This window comes from Lacinutrix sp. YIN62 (genome assembly GCF_057219185.1).
This window is the reverse complement of sequence record NZ_JBXVVH010000042.1, coordinates 1-5,808: the sequence shown is the minus strand read 5'-3', so window position 1 is coordinate 5,808 and position 5,808 is coordinate 1. Positions and strand designations below refer to the sequence as shown.

Annotated in this window: 9 protein-coding genes; 1 reads left to right on the top strand and 8 read right to left on the bottom strand. The window is 32.2% G+C overall.

The features are described 5' to 3' along the window. Positions 1-114: 114 nt before the first annotated feature. Positions 115-789 carry a hypothetical protein gene (locus AC2D8I_RS15725; protein ID WP_484707034.1) on the bottom strand — a complete coding sequence of 225 codons (675 nt, stop codon included), beginning with the start codon at positions 787-789 and terminating at the stop codon, positions 115-117. Between the two features lie 60 nt (positions 790-849). Further along, positions 850-1,104, bottom strand: a complete 255-nt coding sequence (locus AC2D8I_RS15720; RefSeq protein WP_484707032.1) for a SymE family type I addiction module toxin — start codon at positions 1,102-1,104, stop codon at positions 850-852. 95 nt (positions 1,105-1,199) lie between these two features. On the opposite strand from AC2D8I_RS15720, the gene AC2D8I_RS15715 reads away from it, so the two are divergent. After that, positions 1,200-1,415 carry a helix-turn-helix domain-containing protein gene (locus AC2D8I_RS15715; RefSeq protein ID WP_484707030.1) on the top strand — a complete coding sequence of 72 codons (216 nt, stop codon included), beginning with the start codon at positions 1,200-1,202 and terminating at the stop codon, positions 1,413-1,415. Positions 1,416-1,428: 13 nt separating this feature from the next. On the opposite strand, the gene AC2D8I_RS15710 is transcribed toward AC2D8I_RS15715, so the two are convergent. The 6 genes from AC2D8I_RS15710 to AC2D8I_RS15685 all read right to left on the bottom strand — a co-directional run bounded on the left by AC2D8I_RS15710 (position 1,429) and on the right by AC2D8I_RS15685 (position 5,670). Next, positions 1,429-1,911 (bottom strand): hypothetical protein, encoded by a 483-nt coding sequence (locus tag AC2D8I_RS15710; protein WP_484707028.1) that lies wholly within the window; start codon positions 1,909-1,911, stop codon positions 1,429-1,431. A 15-nt stretch (positions 1,912-1,926) separates the two neighbouring features. Beyond that, complete coding sequence (locus tag AC2D8I_RS15705; protein ID WP_484707026.1) at positions 1,927-2,343, bottom strand: DUF6389 family protein; 417 nt, start codon at positions 2,341-2,343, stop codon at positions 1,927-1,929. Positions 2,344-2,564: 221 nt separating this feature from the next. Further along, positions 2,565-3,248, bottom strand: a complete 684-nt coding sequence (locus AC2D8I_RS15700; RefSeq protein ID WP_484707024.1) for a hypothetical protein — start codon at positions 3,246-3,248, stop codon at positions 2,565-2,567. Positions 3,249-3,411: 163 nt separating this feature from the next. Continuing rightward, entirely contained in the window at positions 3,412-4,002 is a 591-nt protein-coding gene (locus tag AC2D8I_RS15695; protein WP_484707022.1) for a hypothetical protein, read from the bottom strand. A 172-nt stretch (positions 4,003-4,174) separates the two neighbouring features. Continuing rightward, the gene (locus AC2D8I_RS15690) at positions 4,175-4,738 is read right to left on the bottom strand and encodes a hypothetical protein (protein ID WP_484707020.1); all 564 of its coding nucleotides are present in this window, start codon (positions 4,736-4,738) and stop codon (positions 4,175-4,177) included. Positions 4,739-4,782: 44 nt separating this feature from the next. Continuing rightward, complete coding sequence (locus tag AC2D8I_RS15685; RefSeq protein WP_484707018.1) at positions 4,783-5,670, bottom strand: hypothetical protein; 888 nt, start codon at positions 5,668-5,670, stop codon at positions 4,783-4,785. Positions 5,671-5,808 lie beyond the last annotated feature (138 nt).

The window sequence follows — 5,808 nt, the reverse complement described above, 5'->3', positions numbered from 1 at the left end:
GCCTTCGCAATTGCTAAATCAGGATTAATATATGATGAGACTTATAGAAGTACGTTAGTGAAAAATTAATGAGTTTTTACTTGTTTTTATCCACAGTTCTTTGTTGTGTGTTCGTTATTTTAGAATATTATCGTCTTTCAATTCCTCAATAAAATCATAGCATTCATCTTCATTTTTCCCATAAATGTGAAAATAGAATTCAGGTCTATCCAACCAAACACCTTTAACAGCAATCAAATTATCTTTTCTCCACCAAGTAGAATATTCGTCTGAACATTCCTCAATAATTTCAAAGTCATTATTCATTAAAGTTTCTAATCTATCAATGTTTTTTATTTCGTGGTAATAAGGATTTGAATTCCAATCAGAAATTTCATTCCTTAAAGCATATTCTTCGATTAATTTATCAAAAGAACTATGGAGAATATTTGCTAAGTCATCATCGTCTAATGTGCAAAACTCTCCTTTGTCAGTCAGATAAAAAGTGAATTGTGCAGTTTTATGGTCACCACAAATTTCTATAAATTTATCTCCTGCTTTTTCAATTTCGAGTTTTATGTTTTCTTGAATTTGATTCTTAGAAAACAAAGAAGCAGAAAATGAATTTCCAGAATCGTTGTTTATGGTCAATTCGTATCCTGAATATTGCATTTGGAATTTCAAAAATTCATCTGCGAGTTCAATATTCTGTTTAGAAAGATATTCCTTAGTTTCTTTTTGATTTGAAACATAATTAGAATCTCTTTTTAACGTCTGTAAATATTTTTGAGCTCTTTCAGAGATATTCATTTAGGTTTGTTTTAATGACACACAACGGTTAGTATATGAAAAGTAGCGGATTAAAAATCACTAACTTTTCTGTTTACTATTCGCTTTCAATTTACAAAACTCACTTCGAATTAAGCACTTAAACCGCTCTTTTTCTTTTCTTACTGTGATTATCAGTTTACGTTTCTTCTGATCAATTTTTACAGTATCTCCTTTTTCAAATCCAAGTTGTTCGAGCCATTGTCCCTCTAATCTAATTTCAGGTACAGTATAATTGTTCCCCCATCTGCGATAACGAAACTTACTGTATATTTTTAAAATCTTGGATTTGCTCAATTGTCAACTATTTATATGACAAACATAATAATTAGAAATGAGTTGTCAAACTTTTATATGACAAAATTGTCGTATAATTAATTGACATTTGTTCTGTGAATAAAGAACAACTTAAAAAGAAAGTCGGTCAACGTATTGTTGAGTTAAGAAGTCAGAAGGGCTGGAGCCAGTCAGATTTGGCAAGAGCTTGCAATAAAGACAGACAGGCTCTTGAAAAGTTGGAGAATGGAAAAGTCAATCCTACTATTTATTCACTTTTGGAGATTGCTAATGCTTTGGAAGTTCCTTTGAAGAAGTTAGTTGATTTTTGATGTGAGTATGAATTTATTCTTTTATGCTATAGCCAATTTGGATTTCTTCTAGCAATTTTTTATCGCTCAATTCTTGAAGGATGATTTTCAATTTGTTAATTCTTGATTTTTGTCCAATCAACCAATTTTCATCAGATACAGGAGCACCAGTTAATTCCATCAGCTTTATTGGAGTGACAACAATATCTTTCTTATCTTCTTTAATTATGCGGAGCATATCCGTGATTATCTCAATTGTTAATTCCTCTGGAGCCATTCTGCAAATCTCAGGATACTTTTCCCAATATGGTGTTGTTGAATTTTCATTATCCTGTTTTACTCCAATAGACTTTAAACCATTTAACATTTTATCATCTTCAATATAAAAAGTTGTCGGGTGAGGAGTGTTTGGTCTAGTTGCAACGGTAATCAATTGTCCTAATCTAAAATCAGGATTTTCCAACCATACTTTCTCAAGTTCTTTTAATATTTCAGGTATGCGATTTATATCTCTCATTATCCTTTCTTCAATTTATATGTGGTCTGAGTAAATTGATATTCCCACACTTACTTTTGAATCATCTATTTTGCTCCAATGATCATCAAGCCACTTTGCGAATACTTTTTCAATTATGTCATTAACATAAAAGCCTACAGAGAAAGGGTCAACCATAGGGAAATCAGGTTCAAATCCGTCTCTTCCATGTTTGATATCAAGAATATTTGTCCAATCCTCAACTTTCTTGTTTAGTCCATATAAATTTGGTCCGTTTAGCCCTCCATGAATACAAAAATCACCTTCTCCATCTTGGCTCGGTGAAATTATAATATTTACCCTAACAGCTTCATGTGGAATTTTTTGAAGAAAAGAATTAAGATTTAATAGGATAGTGGTTTTCTCTCTATCCAATGCTTTTATTAATTCCTTTTTGTAATCTTCTTCGGTCATTTTTTTTAATTGAGCATAACGTCTCGGCTATGGTTAGTACGGGAATTAAAATTACTGAATTTCCGTTTAAGCACTTAGCCAAAACTTTTTATTTTGCCTGCCTGTCGGAAGACAGGTTTTATTTTTTCTGTTTTAAAGCCAAATCAAAAGATTTGGTGGACTTTATTAAAAGCTCTAAACTTTGGGTTAAGCACCAAAACCCGTATTAATTATAGCCATTGTTACCTGCTGGCTTTTATTTTTTCAAATTCCTGTTCTGTAAGGATTTCCGTTAATTCCAATTCGATTAGTTTGTGTTGAATTGGGATTTTCCTTTTATATTTTATCATTCCAATATCTTTCACATAATAAGCGTCTTGATAAAATCTTTGCTCAACATTGTGGTCAAGTGCTAAAATTAGATAGTCGTCTCTAAATTTTATTGCTTGATATTCCTTTCCATTTACAGCAATAGTTTCAAGTTCAGATTCCGCTCTTGTCTTTTTAAAGTCGAACCGACCATATTTATTTACATATTTAACGGAATAAATATATTCCTTGTCGCCATTCCACTTATAAACATCTTTGTCGATTACTTTCGCTTTAATTTCTTTTCTTTCTCCTTTCTCATCAACTTCAAAGTCAGAATAAGCAATTAATTCAGCTCCGCTTTTGGTTATCACTTCATCAAATGTATTGTAAATATTGAATTCAGAATCATAAGAAACTGTTTTTAATTCGTTTGTTTCAGGATTTGTTGTTACTTGCCAATACTCAATTTTTGTAGAGTCGTTTTTGTCGACGTATTTATAAATTTTAGTTTCTGTTTTATTGGAAAACGGATAGTAAAAATCTTTCAAATTTTCTTGGGCTTTACAACTTAATGCTGTGACCAATATTAAAATGAGATTAATATATTTTTTCATTTTTTTTCAGCTTGCAGGTAACGGTCTCGTATAACCGTCAGTTACGGGTTTATATGTTTTAATTTTCGGTTTGGCACTGACGCTCGCAATTCTGAGTGGATTCGGACGTAGTCGAATCCGCCGTAATTGCGGTTATACATTGTTGTGTGTAGGCTTTTTTTATTCAACTGTATTTTTTCTTTTGCTCCACACTTTTCGGCTCGAATGAAGTTTGGTATTTTCCATTTTCATCAGGCGAATAGATTTTGTATGGTTCTCTGTTTTGATTTTGTTCCTTTCTAATTTTATAAAACAAGTCCATTTCTCCGTTTAGAAATGTCAGTCCATATTTCTTCAATTCCGTATTCGCATTTTTTAGGCTTGGTTCAACTCCTTTTTTTGTTGGGAACTTATATTCAGATGCTTTTGATTTTGGCTCTATTTCTGTCTTAAATCGCCAAAGTGCCACTGAATTCCAATCATATTCAAAAACATCTTCGCTGTCTCCGTCTCCGAAAATTATGTTATAGCAATATGGATAATCAGTTGGATAGGTAGTGCTCGATATTTTTAGATATTGATTGTTCTTGCGGTAGATTATTATCGATGAATGTTTTCCGATTTCAATTCGGTGTTTTTTAAATCCGAAGTGCTCAAAAGTCGGAATTACAATTTCCATAGCTTTTTCAGAGAATAACTTTTGTTCAGGGGATGGCTTTTCGGTCTTTTCCGATTTAGCTTTTTTCTTCCTTTTTAAAAAGTCAAATATTCCCATTTTATTATTTCACGGATTTTTTTCAGCTTACACACAACGGTCTCGTATAACCGTCAGTTACGGGTTAATATGCGTTAATTTTCGATTTAGCACAGACGTTAGCAATTCTGTATGAATTTGGACGTAGTCGAATTCGCCGGAATTGCGGTTATACATTGTTGTACGCAGGGTTTTATTCTGTTAGATTCATTATACATTTTTCTCTTACTCTCCAAATTTGGTTAAATTCAAATTCCGATTGTGTTTCTTTTAGCCAGCTTTCTATAAATTTTTTATGATAGTCAACTTTGAATTCCACAACCTGACTTGGTTGGATTAACCTTTCTTCGATTATGTCTTTCTCAATTTTTTTGAATTCTGATTGTTCGCTTGTCAAGTCAGTTCGGGTTCCATTTATTTTTAAGTAACAATGTGCTTCTGGAATAAATTTAACCAAGTTATCAGAGAGTTCAGTTCCAATTTTTGGTGTATTCGATTCAGTCATTCGATAAATTCCAATTACTAAATCAATATTCGGCACGTTATTAAAATCCGCAATTTTTTTTAAAAGAGCGTGCTTCGAGCTACAAGTCCCTTTTTGTTCAGATAATACGAGTCCAAAATCAGTCCGATTTTTATTTCGTCCGTATGGTAAATTCTTAATGAATTCGCTCAATTCATTCCACGTTTCAATTCCTTTACTTTTTGCAAGTTCAGTTAGTTTATCTTTTGATGTTAATTTGAAATCTGTGTTCATTGCTCAACTTGCGTACAACGGTTTGTATAAGAATAGTGGCGGTTTTAAGACCACAAACTTTTCAGCCTAGACCAAATATTCTTATTAACACTTGCGTTAGAATTGGCACTTATCCTGCCATTATTTTTATACTTTGTTGGCGGTAGTTGTTCATTCTCACGGTATAGTTCTGCAAAGTAATTTTCATCAAAATACATTTCCCAGTTTTTATCGTCTGTATCTTCAAAGTGTCCTTTCTTAGTTTGACTAAAACGTTTTAGAGGAATTAAATCTATTTGCCCTTCACATATTATCTCATTTGTCTTTTGGTCTTTAACTTTTAGATAATCTTTCTCATTTAATTGATGTAATCCATCATAACTCCAACTTTCTGCCAATAGGGTATTTGATAATCTTTGTTTTTCAATCGTACCATCATTCCATTTTACAGTAACTCTAGTTAAACCATCCTCTGATATGCCATAGGGTCTGTCTGGCATACTTGTTGGTGTACTGCCCATTGAAACTAGACTACCATCTTTCAATTCTATATCAGTTGGTGTTTTTGTGAATTTCCAATTTCCAACACCATAGAGTTCATTAGCACGTTCTTCATTGTATTTTAGTCTAAATCCATACTTATTCATTAATCTTTTGTCAGCAGCTAAGTCTCCTTGATCTTCTCCCCTATATAGTGATGATATTCTATAATCTGGGTCTTTACAAATTGGGTCAGGCCATAAACACCATTCTCCATTTACATTAAGTTCTGGTTCGGATGTTATGCCTTGCTTTGAATTGTTATTCTTATCACATACTTTTTTGTTTTCTGTAATCCCAAATTTAGGTGCTCGATATTTGATTTCATTCTTATCAATTATAGATAATACTCCTCCCTCCATTCCTTGGTCAGAGAATAAATACAATTTTCCTTCTATTACTTTCTTTATCATATTACTTGTAAGTTCACAGTGTCAATTACCGCCAACGGTTTGTATAAGAATAGTAAGGGATTAAAATGGACTAACTTTTCGGATTTAGCACTTAGCCAAATTAACAATTTTACCGTTAATTTTGTTTTCATTTAACCG